Below are 17,847 nucleotides of genomic sequence, written 5' to 3'. Positions count from 1 at the left end.
CGGTTGGACCTGTTGAAATTGCCGCGCAATTGGCACAGATTGGCAACCAAACAACTACAACAATGACTTCGCCTGTTGTCGCACCGGTTTTTTCTACCGGTCTGACAGACTTCCCCTCAGAGCCTGTGGGAAAGTGGCGCAAGTTCAAGACCAAGGGGTCGCTGTTTGAAAAAGCGTCTGTTCGTCACGGGTCTCAGTGGATTCGTGGGACAACATATTCAGTCTCGTCTGGCATCGCCTGATGCGTCGTGGGAGCTGCTGCCTGCCGCGGCCTCCTACGACCTGACAAAGCCCGACAGCCTCATCGATCTGTGGCCACAATTGCCCGACGCCGTGATCCACCTGGCCGGGCAGACCTTCGTCCCCGAAGCCTTTCGCGATCCGGCGCGCACCCTCGAGATCAATCTGCTCGGCACCCTCAATCTGTTGCAGGCGCTCAAGGCCCGCGGCTTTCAGGGCACCTTCCTATACGTCAGCTCCGGCGATGTCTATGGCCAGGTCGGCGAAAGCGCCCTGCCGATCTCCGAGCAACAACCGCCCTGCCCGCGCAACCCTTACGCGGTGAGCAAACTGTCTGCCGAATTCCTCAGCCTGCAATGGGGCCTGAGCGAAGGCTGGCCAGTGCTGGTCGCGCGCCCGTTCAATCACATCGGTACCGGGCAGAAAGACAGTTTTGTCATCGCCAGCGCCGCCCGCCAGATCAGCCGCATCAAACAAGGCTTGCAAGCGCCGCAACTGGAAGTCGGCGACATCGACGTGACGCGCGACTTCCTTGATGTCGGCGATGTCGTCTCGGCGTACCTCGCGCTACTGGAAAAAGGCACGCCGGGGCAGGTCTACAACATTTGCTCGGGCCGCGAGCAAAGCATCCGCAGCCTGATTGAACAGCTGGGCGATCTGGCCGAAGTCGAGATGCAACTGGTTCAGGATCCGGCGCGCATGCGACGCGCCGATCAGCGCCGCGTTTGCGGCAGCCACGCAAGACTGGCGAAAACCACAGGATGGGCGCCAGAAATCACCACACAACAATCCCTGCGGGCGATCCTGTCCGACTGGGAGATGCGAGTACGACAAGAATGACAAAAAGTGCACTGATCACAGGGATCACCGGCCAGGACGGCGCATATCTGGCCAAGTTGCTGCTCGACAAGGGCTACAAGGTCCACGGTCTGGTCGCACGGCGCAGCAGCGATTCGCGCTGGCGCCTGCGCGAGATGGGCGTCGAAGCCGACATCGTCTACCTCGACGGTGACATGGCCGATGCCTGCTCGGTGCAGCGCGCGGTCATCAAGTCGGCGCCGGACGAGGTGTATAACCTCGCCGCGCAAAGTTTCGTCGCCGCCTCCTGGGATCAACCGGTGACCACTGGCATCGTCGACGGCCTGGGCGTGACCCACCTGCTCGAAGCGATCCGCCAGTTCAGTCCGCACACGCGTTTTTATCAGGCTTCGACCAGCGAAATGTTCGGCCTGATCCAGGCCGAGCAGCAGGATGAAAACACACCGTTCTACCCGCGCAGCCCATACGGCGTGGCCAAACTGTACGGCCACTGGATCACCGTCAACTACCGCGAAAGCTTCAACCTGCACGCCAGCAGCGGCATCCTCTTCAACCACGAATCGCCACTGCGCGGCATCGAGTTCGTGACCCGCAAGGTCACCGACGCCGCCGCCCGCATCAAGCAGGGCAAACAGCACGAACTGGCCTTGGGCAACATCGACGCCAAACGCGACTGGGGTTTTGCCGGCGACTACGTCGAAGCCATGTGGCTGATGCTGCAACAGGACAAGCCGGACGATTTCGTGGTCGCCACCGGCGTCACCACCACGGTGCGCGAAATGTGCCGCATCGCCTTCGATCACGTCGGCCTCAACTACCGCGACTACGTGAAGATCGACCCGGCGTTTTTCCGCCCGGCCGAAGTCGAAGTGCTGCTCGGCAACCCGGCCAAGGCTCAGCGCGTGCTGGGCTGGAAACCGAAAACCGACCTGGATACCTTGATCCGCATGATGATGGATGCGGACATGAAACGCGTCGCCAAGGAGTAGGCCATGCTGATCCCCGTGATTCTGTCCGGCGGTGCCGGCACCCGTTTGTGGCCAGTGTCCCGCGAGGGCCATCCGAAGCCGTTCATGACCCTGCCCGACGGCCAGTCGCTGCTCGGCAAGACCTACCAGCGAGCCGCCGCGTTGCTCGACGGCTGGGGTGACATCGTCACGGTGACCAACCGCGAATATTACTTCCAGAGCAAGGATCACTATTGCGCCGCCCACGTGTCGCGCCATCGCGGGCACTTCCTGCTGGAGCCGACCGGGCGCAACACCGCACCGGCCATTGCTGCCGCCGCGCTGTCGCTGCAAGCTCTGCACGGTGATGACGCGATCATGGTGGTGATGCCCGCCGACCATTTGATCGTCAATCAGGACGCACTGAAAGCAGCGGTCGAGCACGCGGTTGATCTGGCCAAGGACGGTTATCTGGTGACCTTCGGCGTGATCCCGACCGCGCCGGAAACCGGCTTCGGTTACATCGAAACCGGTGCACCACTGGACGCCAAGGGTGCGGCCAAGGTGCAGCGCTTCGTCGAGAAACCCGACCTGCAAACCGCCACGCATTATCTGGAGAGCGGCAACTTCCTGTGGAATTCGGGGATGTTCTGCTTCACCACGGCGACCGTGATTGCCGAGCTGCAATTACACGCGCCCGAACTGTTGGAACAGACCCGCGCCTGTATGGACGCCAGCGCTCCGGTGGAAACCGTGGGCTGCCTGCAACAGGAACTGTCACCGGCGCTGTTCGCTGAAATCACCGACATCTCCATCGATTACGCGTTGATGGAGCGCTCGGAAAAAGTCGTCGTGGTACCCGCCGGATTCGACTGGAGCGACATCGGTTCGTGGGGCGCCGTCGCCGCACTGGTGCCAGCCGATGCCGACAACAACCGCGCCAGCGGTGAGGCGATCTTCATCGACAGCCACAACAACTTCGTGCAGAGCGAAGGTCGCCTCGTGGCGACTGTAGGTGTGGATAACCTGATCGTGGTCGACACCGCCGATGCCGTGCTGGTGGCCCACGCCGACCGTGCACAAGACGTGCGCCGGGTGGCCAAGCAACTCAAGGACAAATCCCACGAAGCCTATCGCCTGCACCGTACGGTCAGCCGACCGTGGGGCACCTACACCGTTCTCGAAGAAGGTCCGCGCTTCAAGATCAAACGCATCGTGGTCAAACCCGGCGGCAAGCTGTCACTGCAAATGCACCACCACCGCAACGAGCACTGGGTGGTGGTCGAAGGCATGGCCAAGGTCACCAACAACGGCACCGGCACGCACCTGGTGGCGAAGAACGAATCGACGTTCATTGCCGCCGGCCACAAGCATCGCCTGGAAAACCCCGGCGTGATCGATCTGGTGATCATCGAAGTGCAAAGCGGCGAATACCTGGGAGAGGACGATATCGTCCGCTTCGAAGATCATTACGGCAGGACGGTTTGAATGCTGCTTTCCCTGTATCGCTCGCTGCGCAGCTACCGTGGATTCATCCTCGGTAGCGTGCAACGAGAGTTCCAAGCGCGTTATCGCAATTCGCTGTTCGGTGCCCTGTGGCCGATCTTCAACCCGCTGTCGATGATCATCGTGTACACGGTGATTTTCTCGCACATCATGCGTGCGCGCCTGCCGGGCGTGGACGACAGCATGGCCTACAGCGTTTACCTGTGTGCCGGCCTGCTGGCATGGGGACTGTTCTCCGAGATCACTCTGCGCAGCCAGACCATGTTTCTCGACAACGCGAATCTGCTGAAGAAAATCAGCTTCCCGCGGATTTGTCTGCCGGTGATCGTGCTGATCAATTCCGCGATCAACTTCGCGATCATCATCGCGTTGTTTTTGGGGTTCCTGCTGGTGACCGGGCGCTGGCCGGGCATGGTGTTGCTGGCGCTATTGCCGCTGATGGCGCTGCAAATGATGTTTTGCGCCGGACTGGGCATGGTCCTCGGCGTGCTGAATGTGTTCTTCCGCGATGTCGGCCAACTTTTCGCGATCTGCCTGCAATTCTGGTTCTGGCTGACACCGATCGTGTACCCGATCACGATCCTGCCGGAATGGGTGCAGCGCCTGTTGCAGCTCAATCCGCTGACCAACCTGTTCAGCAGTTATCAGAACCTGTTCCTCTATGGGCAGTGGCCGGTGTGGAGTTCGCTGCTGCCGATCTTCGTCACCGGGATCGTGTTCTGCCTGATCGGGCTGCGCCTGTTTCGTCAACGCGTCGGCGAAATGGTGGATGAACTCTGATGGGGCATATTCGTGTCACCGGCCTGAGCAAGGCCTACAAGCAATACCCCAACCGCTGGGCCCGTCTGGCCGAGTGGCTGATTCCTTTTTCGCCGATCCGTCATCACCAGCACTGGGTGCTGCGCGATGTCGAATTCGAGATCGCCCCCGGTGAAGCGGTGGGCATCGTCGGCGCCAACGGTGCCGGCAAAAGCACTTTGTTGAAGATGATCACCGGCACCACTCAGCCCACCGCGGGCAAGATCGAACTCGAAGGTCGGGTCGCGGCGCTGCTGGAACTGGGCATGGGTTTTCATGCCGACTTCACCGGCCGCCAGAACGCGATCATGGCCGGTCAGTTGCTGGGCATGCAGCTCGAAGAAATCGAAGCGCTGATGCCCGAAATCGAACACTTCGCGGAAATCGGTGAAGCCATCAATCACCCGGTGCGCACCTATTCCAGCGGCATGCAGATGCGCCTGGCATTCAGCGTGGCCACCGCCCGGCGCCCGGACATTCTGATCGTCGACGAAGCGCTGTCGGTAGGCGATGCCTACTTCCAGCACAAGAGCTTCGAACGCATCCGCAGCTTCCGCAAGGCTGGCACCACGCTGTTGATCGTGTCCCACGACCGCTCGGCGATTCAGTCGATCTGCGATTCGGCGATCCTGCTCAAGGACGGCCGCATGGCCATGTACGGCAAACCCGAAGCCGTGCTCGATTACTACAACGCCCTGATGGCCGAGCGCGAAGGCCAGGTCGTGCGTCAGGAAATGCTCGCCGGTGGCGAAGTGCAAACGGTGTCCGGCACCGGCGAAGCGGCGATCCTCGGCGTGCGCATGCTCGACGAGAACGAGCGCAGCATCGACGCCGCCGAAGTCGGCCAACCCGTGGTCCTGGAAGTCCAGGTTGAAGTGCGCAAGGACATCGAACGGTTGGTGCTGGGCTTCATTCTCAAGGATCGCTTGGGCCAGATGATGTATGGCATCAACACCCACCGCCAGAATAAAGCCCTGACCGATCTGCACGCCGGCGAACGCTTCACCTATCGCTTCGCCTTCATCATGGGCCTGGGCAAAGGCAACTATTCGGTGTCGCTGAGTCTGTCGCGTCTGGACTCGCACCTGGATCGCAACTTCGAGTGGCGCGACTACGGCCTGGTGTTTCACGTCATCAACAACCGTCACGAGGATTTCGTCGGCTGCTCATGGCTCAACGCCCAGACCACGATCACCCGGCAAACCGACGTCGCGCCTGTCGAGCGCACCTCATGACCCGCCTGCTGGTGGAATGCACTCACGTCTTCAAGCACCCGAAGGTCAATTCGGGGATCCAGCGCGTGGTGCGCAATGTCATCCAGCAATTGCCTGCGAGTGCCGACGGCGTCGAGTGCATGCCGGTGATTCTGCTCAACGGCCAACTCTATCGCGTGCAGCGCCTGGCACCGTTGGACACGCCGGTGTTCAACGCCTTGGCGACGTTCGGCGAGCGCCTGCAACGCTTGGCGCATCGGTTCTGGCAATGGCACCAGCGCCTCGACACCAGGATCACCGCGAAACTGGCGCGGCGCATGGTGTATGTCGCCTATCGCCTGACGTCGTTCGGCGTATTCGGTTTACCGCTGCGCGTGATCGGCGCCATCAACCACACCCAACTGCTCAAACGCTGCTCACCGTTGCAGCATCGGCCCGGCGATCAACTGGTGCTGCTGGATTCGTCTTGGCACTCGGATTTTTTTGCCCAGGCCGAACAACTCAAACGTGACGGCGTCGGCCTGATTGCGGTGATCTACGACCTGATTCCGCTGACCCATCCGCAGTTTTACGACACACGGCTGGTGCAGGTTTTCAGTGAATGGTTCGACTGGATCACCCGCACCGCCGACGGTTACATGGCGATTTCCGCCACAGTGCGTGATCAGGTGCGCGAGGAACTGCAGCGGCGTATCGGCCCCGCACAGACTGACAAGCGCTGGTTTGACTTCTTTCACCTCGGCTCCGAACTGGATTTGCACAGCAGCGAAGACAAAGTCGAGCCGCGCCTGGACAAGCTGTTCACCACGCCGGAGCCGGTGTTCCTGATGGTCAGCACCATCGAGCCGCGCAAGAATCACGGCTATCTGCTCGACGCCTTCGAGCGCGCCTGGGCCGCCGGTTCGAACGCGCGGTTGTGCATTGCCGGGCGCATCGGCTGGAAGTGCGACGCCTTGCTCGAGCGCGTGCGCAGCCACCCCGAACTGAATCAACGCTTGTTCATGTTCAATGATCTGAGCGACACCAGCCTCGAACATGCCTATGCCCACGCCAATGCGCTGGTGTTTCCGTCCTTCGTCGAAGGCTTTGGCTTGCCGCTGGTAGAAGCCATGCAACGCGGCTTGCCGGCGATGGGCAGCGACATCGCGGTGTTCCGCGAAATCGGCGGTGAGTTCATGGCGTACTTCGATTTGCAGGATCCTCAGAGCCTTGCTGATCTGGTCAGCGCTTTCGAAAACACTGGCCAGTTCCCCGCCGCCCGCGATGTGGCTGACTGGGCCTGGATCGGCTGGCGCGAGGCCAGTGAGCAATTGGCTGAGCGCAGCGTGCGCCATGTTGTGCAAGCGCCAGCGGCGCAAGCGAGGCAGCATGCGCATTGCCCTTAACGCCCGAATCCTGCAGGCGCCGCGCACCGGCATCGGCCATTACGTCGCCGAACTGGTGAACGCGTTGCGCAGCGAGACCGATGTCGAAGTCACGCTGTTTCACGGCTGGGGCTGGAGTTCGGCGCTGCCGGAAGCGGCGATGCCCGGTTATTCGCGCCTGACCCCGCTGCTGCGGCAGATTCCCGGGGCCTATCAGGCACGACGTTGGCTGGAGCAAAGGCGTTTCGATCAGGGCAGCGCACAGGGTATCGACCTCTATCACGAGCCGAGCCTGTGGCCGCTGGCCTTCAACGGCCCGACCGTAATCACCCTGCACGACCTGACCCACCTGCATTTCCCCGACACCCAGCCGCCCGCGCGGCTCAAGGAAATCGAGCGGCGTCTGGCCATTGGCGTAGAGCAGGCACGGCTGATCCTGACTGACTCGCAAGCCATTGCCGACGAGGCGCAAGCCTGGTTCGGCTTGCCCGCCGAGCGTTTTGTCGTCGCCCCGTTAGGCGTGGCGGAGCGCTTCCATCCGCGCGAACCGCACAGCATCGACGCCGTGCTCAAGGCGCATGCCGTGGAGTTCCGGGAATACTTTCTGTGTGTCGGCACCCTCGAGCCGCGCAAAAACCTCGGCTTGGCCCTGCGAGCACACGCCTTGCTGCCAGACGCCGTGCGCCAGCGTTTTCCATTGTTGATCGTCGGCATGGCGGGCTGGGAGCGCGAACAATTCAGCGAACCGCTGCGCCAGGCGTTGGCGAGCGGGCATGTGTGCCTGCTCGGTTATCTGCCGGACGAACAAGTGGCGCAACTGCTGGCCGGTGCCCGCGGGCTGATTTTCCCCTCGCTGTACGAAGGTTTTGGTCTGCCGGTGCTGGAGGCGATGGCCAGCGGCACGCCGGTGGTCATCACCCGTTCTTCAGCCATGCCGGAGGTGGCAGGGCCAGCGGGCAACTATATTGAAGCTGACGATGCGGACGGCTTGCGCGATGCAATGAACCGACTGATCGACGATCAAGCACATTGGCAGGCATGCCGAGAAGCCGGATTGCAGCAGGCACGGCTTTTTTCCTGGGAGCGTTGTGCGCAGGCTACGGCCAGTGCCTACCGCCAGGCTATGGGAGGTTGAATGCGCGTACTTCATTTTTTCAAGACTTACCTGCCTGACTCGGTCGGCGGCATCGAACAAGTGATCTTCCAGCTGTGCGAGAGCGGCGCCCAGCACGGTATCGACGGCCAGGTCCTGACCCTCAGTGCCGATCCGACGCCGCCCGTGGTGCAACTCGGTCACCACGAAGTGCACCGCGCCAAACTCGACATTCAGTTCGCCTCCACCGGATTTTCCTGGAGCGTGTTCAAGCAGTTTCGCGAAATGGCCGCTGAAGCCGACGTGATCAACTATCACTTCCCGTGGCCATTCATGGATCTGGTGCATTTCGCCAGCGCCATGCAAAAACCGAGCGTGGTCACTTATCACTCGGACATCATTCGCCAGAAGCACTTGCTCAAACTCTATCGGCCCTTGATGAACCGTTTCCTCGCCAGCGCCGACCGTATCGTTGCGGCGTCGCCGAACTACCTGCACACCAGCGATGTGCTACAGCAGTTTCAGGACAAGACCCGGGTGATTCCGTATGGCTTGAACAAAGCAGGTTATCCACAAGCCGATGCCGAACGCATGAATCGTTGGCGCCGTCAGCTTGGGGATAAGTTTTTCCTGTTTGTCGGGGTGATGCGTTATTACAAAGGCCTGCACATTCTGCTCGAGGCGCTGAAGGACGTGGATTACCCGGTGGTGATCGTCGGCGCCGGCCCGCTCGAGCAAGAACTTCATGCCCAAGCGGCAGCGCTGGGACTGCGAAATATTCACTTCCTCGGGCGACTGGGCGATGAAGACAAAGTCGCGCTGCTGCAACTGAGTTACGCGATCGTCTTCCCCTCGCACCTGCGGTCGGAAGCGTTCGGCATTTCCCTGCTCGAAGGCGCGATGTACGGCAAACCGATGATCTCCAGCGAAATCGGTACCGGCACCAGCTACATCAATATCCACAATGAGACCGGACTGGTCGTGCCGCCGAGTCATCCACAGGCGTTTCGCGAAGCGATGCGTACGCTTTGGGAAGATCCGGTGCGGGCTGCGGCGATGGGCGTGAAGGCTGAGGCGCGCTATCGGCAGTTATTCACCGCCGACGAAATGGGCCGCAAGTGGACGGAGTTGTATCAGGAGTTGCTGGAGGAAAAATCCCTGTCCTACGCCTGACCTCAAGCCAAACCACATTGCCAATGTGGGAGCGAGCCTGCTCGCGAAAGCGTCGGGTCAGCCAACATCATCGTTGCTGACAGAGCGCATTCGCGAGCAGGCTCGCTCCTACAGGTTGTTTTCGATTACAGATCGAGCACCAGTGGCTGACTGCTCTGCGCCGGCACCGCGCAACAAATCAGCACATGCCCCGCTTCCGGGATATCCGCCGGCACCTGTGGATAATTCACCGCGCCACTGACCAGTCGGGTCTTGCACGTGCCGCACGAGCCACCGCGGCAACTGAACTCCGGACGTAAGCCACGGCTTTCCGCCAACTCCAGCAAACTGCCGCCGTCCGGCTGCCAGCGCGCTTCCTTAGCCGAGCGTTCGAACACTACGGGAACCGAAGTCGTCGCTGCGGGCGGTTGTTCGATGACGATGGCGTCCGGATCGGCCTGACGCTTCAGCGTCGACGGGCCAAAGGTTTCCGCATGAATCTGCGCATCGCGCACATCCAGCTCGCGCAAGATGTCGTACAGGCCTTGAGTAAAACCACCGGGGCCGCAAAGCACGAAGTCGAGCTGATCGAAATCCTCGGCATCCAGCAGGTTTCTCAGCACCGTGCCGTCAATTCGGCCCGGCAGATCAAAATCCTCGCCCTCCTGCAGATCGGCTTCCGGTTGGCTGAGCAAACGCAGGACGCGGACTGAGTCGCCTGACGTTTCGAGCAAACGGTCCAGCTCCTTGCGAAACGGTTGATCCGCGAGGCTGCGCGAACTCTGCAGCAACAATGTCGGACGAATCCCTCGCGTCCGTAGGCCTTGGTACACCACCTCGCGCAGCATCGACAGCAACGGTGTGATTCCCACACCGGCCGCCAACAAAACCAACGGTCGTTGCTCCAGCGGTACGACGGTGAAATGCCCTTGTGGCGCCCGCGCTTCGAGCACATCGCCAACGCGAATCTGCTCATGCAGATGCGATGAAATCAGGCCTTCGTGCTTGACGCTGATCCGGTAGAAACCATCCGATGGCGCACTCGACAGGCTGTAAGTGCGGATATGTACCTCGCCATCGATCGTGAAGCGCAGAGGTAAATGCTGCCCAGCCAGAAATACCGGCAGACCGGCGCCATCGGCGGGCTCCAGATAGATCGAACGGATGCTGCGACTTTCTTCCTCGATCTTCGCCACCCGCAGTGGCCGCCATTGATTGCCCAGCGCTTGCGCTTGTAACCGAGCATCTGCCTCGGCCCAATTACCGGTCAACAGGCTGGTCGGCGACATGCCGTCGAAGCGCCAGCGCAACGCCAAGGCTGCCGGCCGTCGCACCAGTTTTTCCACTTCGAATGTCCACAGGCGCTCAGCCCCTTGAAACGCTTCGATCTGCGGGTCATCAAGCAGAATCTCGGTACGCCCGCTGAGTTGCAGCACATCGCCTGTGGAAAAGTCGATGAACAGCAAGCCAGCCTTGGGGTTGAGCAGCAGATTGCCCAAGGTGTTGAAATGCAGGTTGCCGGCAAAGTCAGGGATCGTCAGACGATTGCCTTCCACCCGTACGAAACCGGCCTGACCACCGCGATGGGAAACATCCACCGCGCGCTGGCCATCGGCATCGACATAACTGGCGACGAAGAAAGTATCGGCGCCAGTAATCAGCGCAGTGGCTGCCTCGTCGAGCGTATTCAGATGTTCAGCCGGGCGCGTCTGCGGATCCGTCAGCGGCACTCGTTGAAACTGCCGCAACTGGATGTATTGCGGGCAGTTGCCGAAGGCCTGATCCACCCTTACGTCGAAACCCTGCGCGGTCAGATTGCCGACCTGGCCATTGAGGCGATTGCGCCGGCGGGTGTGCAGTTCGATGCCGAGCAAACCGATTGGCTCGCCATTGCGCAGTTGCGCCGGATCATCGGCAGCGACCTGGCTGGCGAAGTGCAGATGTTCGGGATCGGGCGAATGGGCAAACCCCGGGGCGCCTTCGAGCAGACTGGCCCAAGGCCGCCCGTCCGCATCGACGGCGCCGTACAGCAGGAAAGGCAATTGCTGATAGAACTCACGGTGCTGATCCGGCATCCAGCTGCGAATCACCTTGCGCCCGACGGCTTCCATGCGTTCGGCAACGCCGACATGGGCCTGTAATTGTTGCTCGCCAGCGTGCCACGGTGAACGTTCCATCACGACCTCTCCCCTGCGCCGGCGGCACAGTGTGGATTGCGAAAATCAGGCAGTGGTTTGCAGACCGGCGACGGTGCGCGGCATGCCGACAAAACCAGGCAAGGCTTCGACCCGGGCCAGCCAGGCGCGAACGTTGCCATACTCTTCCAGCGACACATTGCCTTCCGGCGCGTGAGCGATGTAACTGTAGGCGGAAACGTCGGCAATGCTCGGTTCGTCGCCGGCCAGATACGCGGTTTTGCCCAACTCGACGTCCATCACTTTGAGCAGGTTGTGTGCACGGCTAATCGCCTCTTCAGCATTCAGCTGTGCGCCAAATACGGTGACCAAACGCGCGGCAGCGGGACCGAACGCAATCGGCCCGGCGGCGGCGGACAGCCAGCGCTGCACATGCGCGGCACCGACCGGGTCGGCAGGCAACCAACGACCGTTGCCGTATTTCTGCGCCAGGTACACCAGGATCGCGTTGGAATCGGCCAGCACCACGCCGCCGTCATCAATCGCCGGCACCTGTCCGAAGCTATTGATGGCCAGATAGGCTGGCTGCTTGTGCTCACCTTTGGCCAGATCGACGAAGATCAGCTCGGTCGGCAATTGCAGCAGGGAGAGCATCAACTCGACGCGATGGGCATGGCCGGAACGCGGGAAGTTGTAGAGTTTGATCGCTTGCATGGTCGACTCCGCTGAACAGGGGCGCCACTGCGGGGGTGAGAGCGCCGATGCAGGCCATCATCCCCTCACTGCGAAAAGAACAGAATCACCACCAAACGAAATCGATTATTTCATCTCGTGCAATAACGCGGCATTTTTCAACGCCGGATGGACGCGCAACGCCTCTACGGTGAAATCCACGAAACTGCGAATCCGCGCCGGGGCCTTGCGCCCGCCTTGATACACCACGTGGATCGGCAGCGGCGGCAATTCGAATTCAGCGAGGACGATTTCCAGCTCACCGGTGGTGATTTTGCTGGCGACTTGATAGGACAGCACCCGAGTCAAACCGAGGCCCATGCAGGCTGCGGTGATTGCTGCTTGGTTGGCGGTGACGATGAGTCGCGGCTCGGGACGCACGCTGAGCGGCTCGCCCGCGTCGAGAAACGGCCATGTGCGTTGCTGACCGATCGCAGAGGTGGCCACCACGGGCGCTCCGGCCAATGCCAGCGGATGAAGCGGCCGACCGTACTTGGCGAAGTAGCCCGGCGAACCGCAGATGACGCGACGTACCTCTCCCACTCGGATCGCGTGCTGATTGCTGTCGGGCAGATCACCGATGCGCACCGCGACATCGATGCCCTCTTCAACCATGTTGACGATGCGATCGACCAGCACCGCATTGATCGTGACATCCGGATACTGCGCCAGATAACCCGCCATCACCGGCGTCACAAACAAATCACCGAACAATACCGGCGCCGTTACCGTCAATTGCCCACGCGGCTGAGCATGACTGCCTGCAGCGGAATCCTCGGCTTCCTGCACCTCCGCGAGAATCCTCCGACAATCCTCCAGATACCGCTGCCCCGCTTCGCTCAAATGCACACTGCGCGTGGTACGAATCAGCAACTGCGTGCCAATCCGTAACTCCAGCGCCGCGACCGCTCGGGTGACGCTCGCCGCAGACAGCCCCAGACGCCGAGCGGCGGCGGAGAAGCCTTGCTCTTGGGCGACGGTGGTGAAGATGTGCATTTCCTGGAAGCGGTCCATGAAGGCCCTCAGTCAGATACAAAAATCGCAGCCGGGGCTGCGATTTTGTTGTGTCCATGTCAGCTGTGGATAACTTATTCCACCGTCACCGACTTCGCCAAATTACGCGGCTGATCCACGTCCGTGCCCTTCAGCACCGCGACGTAATACGACAGCAACTGCAGCGGGATCGTATAGAGGATCGGCGAGAGGATGTCGTGAATGTGCGGCATCTGCACCACGTGGGTGCCTTCGCCGTTGGTCATCCCGGCTTTTTCGTCGGCGAACACGATCAGTTCGCCGCCGCGTGCGCGGACTTCCTGCAGATTGGATTTGAGCTTTTCCAGCAGCTCGTTGTTTGGCGCAACGGTGACCACCGGCATGTCGTTATCCACCAGCGCCAGCGGGCCGTGTTTCAGCTCACCAGCCGGGTAGGCTTCGGCGTGGATGTAGGAGATTTCCTTGAGCTTCAAGGCACCTTCCATCGCCACCGGGAATTGCGCGCCGCGACCGAGGAACAATGTGTGGTTCTTTTCGGCGAACAGTTCGGCGATTTTTTCCACGGTGCTGTCCATGGCCAGTGCTTCGCCAAGGCGGGTTGGCAGACGACGCAGTTCTTCGACCAGCGTGGCTTCGATGCCTTTGTCCAGCGTGCCGCGCACTTGGCCCAGGGACAAAGTCAGCAGTAGCAGGCCAACCAGTTGCGTAGTGAAGGCTTTGGTCGAGGCCACGCCAATTTCGCGGCCGGCCTGGGTGAGCAGGGTCAGGTCGGATTCACGCACCAGCGAGCTGATGCTGACGTTGCAGATCGCCAGGCTGGCGAGGAAACCCAGTTCCTTGGCGTTGCGTAGCGCCGCCAGGGTGTCGGCGGTTTCGCCGGACTGCGAGATGGTCACGAACAGGGTGTCCGGCTGCACCACCACTTTGCGATAACGGAATTCGCTGGCAACTTCGATCTGGCACGGAATGCCGGCCAGTTCTTCCAGCCAGTAACGCGCGACCATACCGGCGTGGTAGCTGGTGCCACAGGCGACGATCTGTACGTTGCGCACTTTGGCGAACAACTCGGCAGCCTGTGGACCGAAGGCCTGTACCAGCACTTGGTTATTGCTCAGGCGACCTTCGAGGGTGCGCTGGACAACGGCCGGTTGCTCATGGATTTCCTTGAGCATGTAGTGGCGGAATTCACCTTTGTCGGCGGCTTCGGCACCGTCGGTGTACTGCACGGTCTGGCGCTCGACGGCTTTGCCATCGACATCCCAGATCTGCACGTTATCGCGGCGAATTTCGGCGATATCGCCTTCTTCCAGGTACATGAAGCGGTCGGTGACCTGACGCAGGGCCAACTGGTCTGACGCGAGGAAGTTCTCGCCGAGACCCAGACCGATCACCAGCGGGCTGCCACTGCGGGCGGCAACCAGACGATCCGGTTGGTTGGCGTTGATCACCGCCAGACCGTAAGCACCGTGCAGTTCCTTGACGGTCGCCTTAAGGGCGACGGTCAGGTCAGGCTGATCCTTGAGTTTGTGGTTGAGCAGGTGAGCGATGACTTCGGTGTCGGTATCCGAGCTGAACACGTAACCCAGCGCTTTCAGTTGTTCGCGCAGCGCTTCGTGGTTCTCGATGATGCCGTTGTGCACGACAGCGATATCGCCGGAGAAATGCGGGTGGGCGTTGCGCTCGCACGGCGCGCCGTGGGTAGCCCAACGGGTGTGGGCGATACCGAGACGACCGACCAGCGGGTGTTCGGCCAGCGCTGCTTCGAGTTCGCTGACTTTGCCCGGACGGCGCATGCGCTCGAGGCTTTCGTCGTTGGTGTAAACCGCCACACCAGCGCTGTCGTAGCCGCGGTATTCGAGGCGCTTGAGGCCTTCGAGCAGGATGGCGGTGATGTTACGTTCTGCAACTGCGCCGACAATTCCACACATGCTTATTTCTCCTGACTGACAGCCGCGCAAATCACGGTGATACCGCGGGCCTGAATCTGATCGCGTGCATCATTGGGCAGGCGATCATCGGTAATGAGGGTATGGACGCTGCTCCACGGCAGCTCCAGATTGGGAATCTTGCGGCCGATCTTGTCGGCCTCGACCATGACGATGACTTCCCGCGCCACGTCAGCCATGACCCGGCTCAAACCGAGCAGCTCATTGAAGGTCGTGGTGCCACGCACCAGATCGATGCCATCGGCGCCGATGAACAATTGGTCGAAGTCGTAAGAGCGTAGTACTTGCTCGGCGACCTGACCCTGAAAGGACTCCGAATGCGGATCCCAGGTGCCGCCGGTCATCAACAGCACCGGTTCGTGTTCGAGTTCGCTCAGGGCGTTGGCGACGTGCAGGGAATTGGTCATCACCACCAGACCGGGCTGCTGGCCGAGTTCGGGGATCATCGCGGCGGTGGTGCTGCCGCTGTCGATGATGATCCGCGCGTGTTCGCGGATACGCTTCACCGCCGCGCGGGCAATCGCCTGCTTGTATTTCGAGACGCTCTGGGCGGTTTCCGCGACCAGCTCCTGCGGCATGGTGATCGCCCCGCCGTAACGGCGCAGCAACAGACCGTGGCTCTCCAGCGCCGCCAGATCCTTGCGGATCGTTACTTCGGAGGTTTCGAAGCGCTTGGCCAACTCATCCACACTGACTTCACCCTGCACATTAAGCAAGGCAAGGATGTTGTGGCGACGTTGGGGTGTATTGCGTTTCGACATGGCGTCTTAAGTTTCGATTCGAAAGATAACGGAAGCAATCAAAACCTATCGGCCACAAATCGTCAAGCGCCAGTCAGACTTTTTTGAACACGACACAAACAAAAATGTGGGAGCGAGCTTGCTCGCGAAGGCGACGTGTCAGTCAACATGCATGTTGAATGATCTACCGCATTCGCGAGCAAGCTCGCTCCCACATCGATTTCGTCACTAAAACGAATTGTGGATAACTCAGCTCTTCTTGATCTTCTCCGGCCGCTTCCAGCCATCGATATTCTTCTGTCGCGCACGGCCAACTGCCAACTGCGCGTTATCCACATTCTGCGTGATAGTCGACCCTGCCGCGGTGGTGGCACCGTTGGAGATATCCACAGGCGCGACCAACGAGTTGTTAGAGCCGATGAACACGTCCGCACCCAACACGGTTTTCCACTTGTTGGCGCCATCGTAATTGCAGGTGATGGTGCCGGCGCCGATGTTGGTGCGCGCACCTATTTCGGCGTCGCCCAGATACGTCAGGTGACCGGCCTTGGCGCCCTCGCCCATGTGCGCGTTCTTCAACTCGACAAAGTTACCCACATGCGCGCGCGCTTCGAGCACGGTGCCGGGACGCAAGCGTGCGAACGGGCCGGCATCGCTGCCCTCGCCCAGAACCGCGCCTTCGATATGACTGTTGGCCTTGATCACCACACCTTTGCGCAGGGTGCTGTCCTTGATCACGCAGTTCGGGCCGATCACCACGTCGTCTTCGATCACCACGTTGCCTTCGAGGATCACGTTGATGTCGATCAGCACATCGCGACCCACGGTGACTTCGCCACGCACATCGAAACGCGCCGGGTCACGCAAGGTCACGCCTTGGGCCATCAAACGACGGCCAGCGCGCAACTGGTAGTGACGCTCCAACTCGGACAGCTGCTTGCGATCGTTGGCGCCCTGCACTTCCATCGCGTCGTGCGGTTGTTCGGTGGCCACGACCAAACCATCGTTGACCGCCATTTCAATCACGTCAGTCAGGTAGTACTCGCCCTGAGCATTATTGTTCGACAGGCGACTCATCCAGTCGGCCAAACGATTGGCCGGCACGGCGAGAATGCCGGTGTTGCCTTCGGTGATGGCGCGCTGCGCTTCGCTGGCGTCTTTGTGTTCTACGATGGCCGCGACCTTGCCGTCGGCATCACGAACGATGCGGCCGTAGCCGGTTGGGTCGTCCAGTTCGACGGTGAGCAAGCCCATTTGCCCCGGAACGACTTGTTTGAGCAAGCGTTGCAGGGTTTCGACTTCGATCAACGGTACGTCACCGTAGAGGATCAACACGGTGTCGGCGGTAATGAACGGCACAGCTTGGGCGGTGGCGTGACCGGTGCCGAGTTGTTTGTCCTGCAGGACGAAATTCAGGTCATCGGCTGCCAGTCGCTCACGTACTACGTCGGCGCCATGGCCAATGACCACGTGGATGCGTTGTGGATCGAGTTGGCGGGCGCTGTGGATAACATGGCCCAGCATGGAATTGCCGGCAATCGGGTGCAGCACCTTCGGCAGGGCCGAACGCATACGAGTGCCTTGACCGGCCGCGAGGATAACGATTTCAAGAGACATGACTGGCTACCAATCCTGGGTGGTCAGCAACTGCGACCGGGGTTTGAATTCGGAAAAGAAAAAAGGGTAGCCGAGGCTACCCTTTTTTATCAATCGCACAACAAGCGGCTGACGGATTAACCGCCAAACTTCTTGCGGATCTGCTGGACGGTGCGCAGCTGAGCTGCAGCCTCGGCCAGACGTGCGGACGCAGCTCCGTAGTCGAAATCTGCGCTCTTCTCGTGCAGAGCAGCCTCGGCAGCCTTGAGAGCTGCTTGAGCCTGAGCTTCATCCAGGTCGGCGGCACGTTGCACGGTATCGGCAAGCACCTTGACCATGTTCGGCTGAACCTCGAGGAAACCACCGGAGATGTAGAACACCTCGGCTTCCCCGCCTTGCTTGATCAGGCGGATCGGACCTGGCTTCAGATTAGTGATCAGCGGCGCGTGACCCAGAGCGATACCAAGATCACCCAGTGCACCGTGCGCAATCACCATCTCGACCAGGCCGGAAAAGATTTCCCCTTCCGCGCTGACGATATCGCAATGGACTGTCATAGCCATCTGATTGCC

The 17,847-nt window shown here is 60.7% G+C and carries 15 protein-coding genes; 8 read left to right on the top strand and 7 right to left on the bottom strand.

Annotation, left to right across the window (positions count from 1 at the left end):
• Positions 1 to 165 precede the first annotated feature (165 nt).
• From ACQ4OE_RS14550 to ACQ4OE_RS14515, 8 genes are read left to right on the top strand one after another with little or no spacing between them, the layout of a single operon-like run.
• Positions 166 to 1,080, top strand: coding sequence for a GDP-mannose 4,6-dehydratase (locus ACQ4OE_RS14550; RefSeq protein WP_430947022.1), 915 nt, complete (start codon positions 166 to 168; stop codon positions 1,078 to 1,080).
• Positions 1,077 to 2,048, top strand: a complete 972-nt coding sequence (gene gmd, locus ACQ4OE_RS14545) for a GDP-mannose 4,6-dehydratase (RefSeq protein WP_105704732.1) — start codon at positions 1,077 to 1,079, stop codon at positions 2,046 to 2,048. Before ACQ4OE_RS14550 ends, gmd begins: the two co-directional genes overlap by 4 nt.
• Before the next feature lie 3 nt (positions 2,049 to 2,051).
• Positions 2,052 to 3,494, top strand: coding sequence for a mannose-1-phosphate guanylyltransferase/mannose-6-phosphate isomerase (locus ACQ4OE_RS14540; RefSeq protein ID WP_122593004.1), 1,443 nt, complete (start codon positions 2,052 to 2,054; stop codon positions 3,492 to 3,494).
• Positions 3,495 to 4,292, top strand: coding sequence for an ABC transporter permease (locus tag ACQ4OE_RS14535; protein WP_430947021.1), 798 nt, complete (start codon positions 3,495 to 3,497; stop codon positions 4,290 to 4,292).
• Positions 4,292 to 5,545, top strand: coding sequence for an ABC transporter ATP-binding protein (locus tag ACQ4OE_RS14530; protein ID WP_430947020.1), 1,254 nt, complete (start codon positions 4,292 to 4,294; stop codon positions 5,543 to 5,545). Before ACQ4OE_RS14535 ends, ACQ4OE_RS14530 begins: the two co-directional genes overlap by 1 nt.
• Positions 5,542 to 6,909, top strand: coding sequence for a glycosyltransferase family 4 protein (locus ACQ4OE_RS14525; RefSeq protein ID WP_430947019.1), 1,368 nt, complete (start codon positions 5,542 to 5,544; stop codon positions 6,907 to 6,909). The genes ACQ4OE_RS14530 and ACQ4OE_RS14525 overlap by 4 nt, the downstream gene beginning before the upstream one ends.
• Positions 6,893 to 8,023 carry a glycosyltransferase family 4 protein gene (locus ACQ4OE_RS14520; RefSeq protein WP_430947018.1) on the top strand — a complete coding sequence of 377 codons (1,131 nt, stop codon included), beginning with the start codon at positions 6,893 to 6,895 and terminating at the stop codon, positions 8,021 to 8,023. The genes ACQ4OE_RS14525 and ACQ4OE_RS14520 overlap by 17 nt, the downstream gene beginning before the upstream one ends.
• Positions 8,024 to 9,154, top strand: a complete 1,131-nt coding sequence (locus ACQ4OE_RS14515; RefSeq protein WP_430947017.1) for a glycosyltransferase family 4 protein — start codon at positions 8,024 to 8,026, stop codon at positions 9,152 to 9,154. It begins immediately after the preceding gene.
• A gap of 125 nt (positions 9,155 to 9,279) precedes the next feature.
• Here ACQ4OE_RS14515 and ACQ4OE_RS14510 read toward each other — a convergent pair whose 3' ends face one another.
• The 7 genes from ACQ4OE_RS14510 to ACQ4OE_RS14480 form a co-directional block, all read right to left on the bottom strand.
• Positions 9,280 to 11,310 (bottom strand): pyridoxamine 5'-phosphate oxidase family protein, encoded by a 2,031-nt coding sequence (locus tag ACQ4OE_RS14510; RefSeq protein ID WP_430947016.1) that lies wholly within the window; start codon positions 11,308 to 11,310, stop codon positions 9,280 to 9,282.
• A gap of 45 nt (positions 11,311 to 11,355) precedes the next feature.
• A complete protein-coding gene (locus ACQ4OE_RS14505) occupies positions 11,356 to 11,982 on the bottom strand; it encodes a glutathione S-transferase family protein (RefSeq protein ID WP_430947015.1) in 627 nt (208 codons plus the stop codon).
• 105 nt (positions 11,983 to 12,087) lie between these two features.
• Positions 12,088 to 13,014: a LysR family transcriptional regulator gene (locus tag ACQ4OE_RS14500; RefSeq protein WP_122593019.1), complete on the bottom strand. Its 927-nt coding sequence runs from the start codon at positions 13,012 to 13,014 to the stop codon at positions 12,088 to 12,090.
• Positions 13,015 to 13,088: 74 nt separating this feature from the next.
• Complete coding sequence (gene glmS / locus ACQ4OE_RS14495; protein WP_430947014.1) at positions 13,089 to 14,921, bottom strand: glutamine--fructose-6-phosphate transaminase (isomerizing); 1,833 nt, start codon at positions 14,919 to 14,921, stop codon at positions 13,089 to 13,091.
• 2 nt (positions 14,922 to 14,923) lie between these two features.
• On the bottom strand, positions 14,924 to 15,700 hold the full coding sequence (locus ACQ4OE_RS14490; protein ID WP_430947013.1) for a DeoR/GlpR family DNA-binding transcription regulator: 777 nt from the start codon (positions 15,698 to 15,700) through the stop codon (positions 14,924 to 14,926).
• A gap of 228 nt (positions 15,701 to 15,928) precedes the next feature.
• Positions 15,929 to 17,296 carry a bifunctional UDP-N-acetylglucosamine diphosphorylase/glucosamine-1-phosphate N-acetyltransferase GlmU gene (glmU, locus tag ACQ4OE_RS14485; RefSeq protein WP_430947012.1) on the bottom strand — a complete coding sequence of 456 codons (1,368 nt, stop codon included), beginning with the start codon at positions 17,294 to 17,296 and terminating at the stop codon, positions 15,929 to 15,931.
• A gap of 116 nt (positions 17,297 to 17,412) precedes the next feature.
• A complete protein-coding gene (locus tag ACQ4OE_RS14480) occupies positions 17,413 to 17,838 on the bottom strand; it encodes a F0F1 ATP synthase subunit epsilon (RefSeq protein WP_007954164.1) in 426 nt (141 codons plus the stop codon).
• Between the last annotated feature and the right edge of the window lie 9 nt (positions 17,839 to 17,847).

The organism is Pseudomonas sp. WC2 (assembly GCF_050586545.1).
In the GTDB taxonomy this organism is placed as follows: Bacteria; Pseudomonadota; Gammaproteobacteria; order Pseudomonadales; family Pseudomonadaceae; genus Aquipseudomonas.
The sequence above is the reverse complement of the archived record's forward strand: the minus strand, read 5'-3'. Positions and strand labels throughout refer to the sequence as shown.

What these genes read in the sequence shown, in the direction of transcription:
- ACQ4OE_RS14520 (WP_430947018.1), top strand. Translation starts at nt 6,893, where the DNA reads ATGCGCATTGCCCTTAACGCCCGAATCCTGCAGGCGCCGCGCACCGGC.
- ACQ4OE_RS14500 (WP_122593019.1), bottom strand. Translation starts at nt 13,014, where the DNA reads ATGGACCGCTTCCAGGAAATGCACATCTTCACCACCGTCGCCCAAGAG.
- ACQ4OE_RS14530 (WP_430947020.1), top strand. Translation starts at nt 4,292, where the DNA reads ATGGGGCATATTCGTGTCACCGGCCTGAGCAAGGCCTACAAGCAATAC.
- ACQ4OE_RS14505 (WP_430947015.1), bottom strand. Translation starts at nt 11,982, where the DNA reads ATGCAAGCGATCAAACTCTACAACTTCCCGCGTTCCGGCCATGCCCAT.
- gmd (WP_105704732.1), top strand. Translation starts at nt 1,077, where the DNA reads ATGACAAAAAGTGCACTGATCACAGGGATCACCGGCCAGGACGGCGCA.
- ACQ4OE_RS14540 (WP_122593004.1), top strand. Translation starts at nt 2,052, where the DNA reads ATGCTGATCCCCGTGATTCTGTCCGGCGGTGCCGGCACCCGTTTGTGG.
- ACQ4OE_RS14490 (WP_430947013.1), bottom strand. Translation starts at nt 15,700, where the DNA reads ATGTCGAAACGCAATACACCCCAACGTCGCCACAACATCCTTGCCTTG.
- ACQ4OE_RS14515 (WP_430947017.1), top strand. Translation starts at nt 8,024, where the DNA reads ATGCGCGTACTTCATTTTTTCAAGACTTACCTGCCTGACTCGGTCGGC.
- ACQ4OE_RS14525 (WP_430947019.1), top strand. Translation starts at nt 5,542, where the DNA reads ATGACCCGCCTGCTGGTGGAATGCACTCACGTCTTCAAGCACCCGAAG.
- ACQ4OE_RS14535 (WP_430947021.1), top strand. Translation starts at nt 3,495, where the DNA reads ATGCTGCTTTCCCTGTATCGCTCGCTGCGCAGCTACCGTGGATTCATC.
- glmS (WP_430947014.1), bottom strand. Translation starts at nt 14,921, where the DNA reads ATGTGTGGAATTGTCGGCGCAGTTGCAGAACGTAACATCACCGCCATC.
- ACQ4OE_RS14510 (WP_430947016.1), bottom strand. Translation starts at nt 11,310, where the DNA reads ATGGAACGTTCACCGTGGCACGCTGGCGAGCAACAATTACAGGCCCAT.
- glmU (WP_430947012.1), bottom strand. Translation starts at nt 17,296, where the DNA reads ATGTCTCTTGAAATCGTTATCCTCGCGGCCGGTCAAGGCACTCGTATG.
- ACQ4OE_RS14480 (WP_007954164.1), bottom strand. Translation starts at nt 17,838, where the DNA reads ATGGCTATGACAGTCCATTGCGATATCGTCAGCGCGGAAGGGGAAATC.